3 protein-coding genes are annotated in these 2,773 nt (G+C 60.7%); all 3 read left to right on the forward strand.

Annotated features, from left to right (window positions below; translation table 11 throughout):
• Positions 1 to 127: 127 nt before the first annotated feature.
• The 3 genes from P3T22_RS33095 (at position 128) to P3T22_RS33105 (ending at position 2,445) form a co-directional block, all read left to right on the forward strand.
• Complete coding sequence (locus P3T22_RS33095; RefSeq protein ID WP_429327266.1) at positions 128 to 709, forward strand: cupin domain-containing protein; 582 nt, start codon at positions 128 to 130, stop codon at positions 707 to 709.
• Between the two features lie 44 nt (positions 710 to 753).
• Positions 754 to 1,611, forward strand: coding sequence for a CmcJ/NvfI family oxidoreductase (locus P3T22_RS33100; RefSeq protein ID WP_429327267.1), 858 nt, complete (start codon positions 754 to 756; stop codon positions 1,609 to 1,611).
• Between the two features lie 75 nt (positions 1,612 to 1,686).
• Positions 1,687 to 2,445, forward strand: a complete 759-nt coding sequence (locus tag P3T22_RS33105) for an SDR family NAD(P)-dependent oxidoreductase (RefSeq protein ID WP_429327268.1) — start codon at positions 1,687 to 1,689, stop codon at positions 2,443 to 2,445.
• Positions 2,446 to 2,773: the final 328 nt, after the last annotated feature.

Below are 2,773 nucleotides of genomic sequence, written 5' to 3' on the forward strand. Positions count from 1 at the left end.
CGATGGGCAGCTTCGTGCGCAATTTGCAGGGCCACAGCCCGGAGATCCTGCGCAAGGTATTCATCGATAACGGCAAGGCTTTGCTGCCGGACTGATCCTCCACTTCCACGTTCGAGGTCCTAAAATTATGTTCCTTTCCGAAAAAGAGCGGCTTGCCAAGATCAAGCCACTGCCGATCGACAAGAGCGGCTATTTCTTTGACGGCGCCCATATCGCGCGCTTCAACAAGATCGCCTGGTCGCCCTTCAATCTCATCGGCAGCGCCCAAGGTCCCGTCTTCAAGCTGATGACGGTGAACTGGGAGCGCGACATGTTCGTTATGATCCTCGACGTGCCGGGTGGCATGAAAGTCGAGCCGCACTACCACCTCGGCGAGGCCTATGGCTTCATCCTCAGTGGCAGCTTCGACTACGAGTACGGCAAGATCGTCGCCAACAACTACATCGGCGAGGGCGCCAAGATCGCTCACAGCGCTGAGATCGGTCCCGACAACGTGCTGCAGTACTCGATCCTGTTTGGCGGTTTGTGTGGTGTGAAGCCAGACGGCTCGCCGGACCTGTCGGTCATCGTTGGTTGCCGTGCGGTCTATGAGATGGCGAAGCGAAACAATGCAGCCGATCACATCGCGCCGCCGCCGCCGGGCTGGAAGAGCGAGTGGGAAACGTCGGAAGCTATCGTCGCCGTGACCAGCGCACCTGTGGCCGACTGATCCTGCCCGAAGAATCCAGCAAAATTCCAAGAGGAGTACCGAACATGTCTGGTTCCGCCGCTGCTGCACAGGCCTATACCGAGGTCCACCTGCCCTCGGTAGAGGCCTACATGAATTTTAGTCAGAACATCCCTCGCGCCCGATCCAGCGTGCTCGATCCAAGCCAGACCTATCGGCCGCTGGAGGCGCACAAGGTCACCATCCACGACGCGCGCCCGATTCGCGGCCAGCTCGATCTGGACAAGGCAGGTTTCATCCTGGTGGACCATGTCAGCAGCGTCTCGCACCTGCGTGACGCGAGGCAGTTGGAGGGCACCTACCACGACGAGATCAAGGAGGTAATCAAGAAGATCTCCGGCGCCGACTACGTCCTTCCGTACCGCACCTACTGCCAGGTCCGCCTGTCCCAGCGCGCACCTGGCGAAAACGGCGACGACACTACCCGGCCGGCTGGCTTCGTGCATGCAGATGTGACTCAGAGGACCTTCCACGACTGGGCCACGTGGGTCCAGGAGGATGAGAAGATCAAAGTGCCGCCGTACAAGCGGGTGGTGATGTACAACACTTGGCGGGCAGTGTCGAAGCCACCTCAGGATTTCCCGCTGGCCCTCACTGACGGCTTCAGCATCAAGCCCGGCAAGTGCGTGATAATGGACAACGTCACCAGCATGGAGGCGGAGGGGCACACCGTCGAGACACGCTTGGGCCTCTACGATCCGGACGACAAGTGGTACTACTTTTCCAACATGCGCGAGGAGGAACTGCTGATCTTCAAGGGCTACGACACCAAATTCAACGACGAGCAGACCGTCTGGCACAGCAGCTTCAACAACACCGAGCTCCACCCCGATGCGACGCCCCGGGAAAGCCTTGAGGCGCGCTTCTTCGCCTTCTGGGTCTGAAGGCGGAACCTTTCGGGCGGCGCTGCGGCGTCCGCCCGAAAGCCGGTTGACCATTACAGGAAAGGAGGTGCATCAATGTCGGTAAAGGGATTGGGCCGCCTGCAAGGTAAAGTAGCCGTCATAACCGGTGCGGGTTCCGGCATCGGCGAGGGCATCGCCACTGTCTTTGCCCGCGAGGGCGCTAAAGTTGTTGTTGTCGATGTGGATCCGGTCGGTGGCGAACGCTGCACGGCGGCGATCAAGGCTGCGGGCGGTGAGGCCGAGTTCGTCAAGGCGGATGTCCGTGTGGAATCCGAGGTCCAAGCCATGCTGGAACGCGCTGTCGCGCGCTTCGGCGGTCTGGACGCGCTGGTCAACAACGCCGGCGTAGGCATCGGCAAAACCGCCGAGCAGACCAGCGAGGAAGAGTGGGACCGCATAATCGACATCAATGCCAAGGGCACCTTTCTGGCGACCAAGCATGCCATCGGGCATCTGCGTAAGCGCGGCGGCGGCAGTATCATCAACATCGGCTCGCTGTTCGGGCTGCGTGGCGGCCCCAGTTTCGCTGCCTACCATGCGTCCAAGGGCGCGATCCGGCAATTTACCAAGTCCACGGCCTTGGCGCATGCCGGCGAAGGCATCCGGGTCAACGCCGTGCATCCCGGAATCATTCGGACGCCCGCGTCGATGCAGAACGCCGAGGCGCAGGAGTTCGCTGCGGCGAGTCTCGGGCCAATTGGGCGATGGGGCGAGCCAGAGGAGATTGCGTACGGTTGCGTGTACCTCGCCTCCGATGAGTCCAAATTTGTGACCGGAATCGATCTCGCCATAGACGGTGGACTGTCCGCCTGACCCGTATTGCGGTTTCTGGTCTGTGTCGCCCACCACGCCGGGAGATAGTCGTGCGTGAGCGCGAGATTTACCACACGTAGACTCGCGCGAGATGTCGGCGCAGCAGATGTCCACCTCAGCATGGTGGGCATCTGCGTGCCCTCATAACGTGCGGGGTACCCGGTGCGCGCGACTGCCATCGCCATCACCAGATCGTGCTCACGTGAGACGTGCTACCCAGCAACGAGTCGAAGCCTAGCAGGCTGTTGAATTTGGATCCCGTGTAAACGGGGTTTGAGGGACGGGCGTTATGGATATCGTGTTCATGATTTTTGGCAGCGGATGCGAT

It is taken from the genome of Paraburkholderia sp. GAS348, from assembly GCF_050434205.1.
GTDB lineage: Bacteria > Pseudomonadota > Gammaproteobacteria > Burkholderiales > Burkholderiaceae > Paraburkholderia.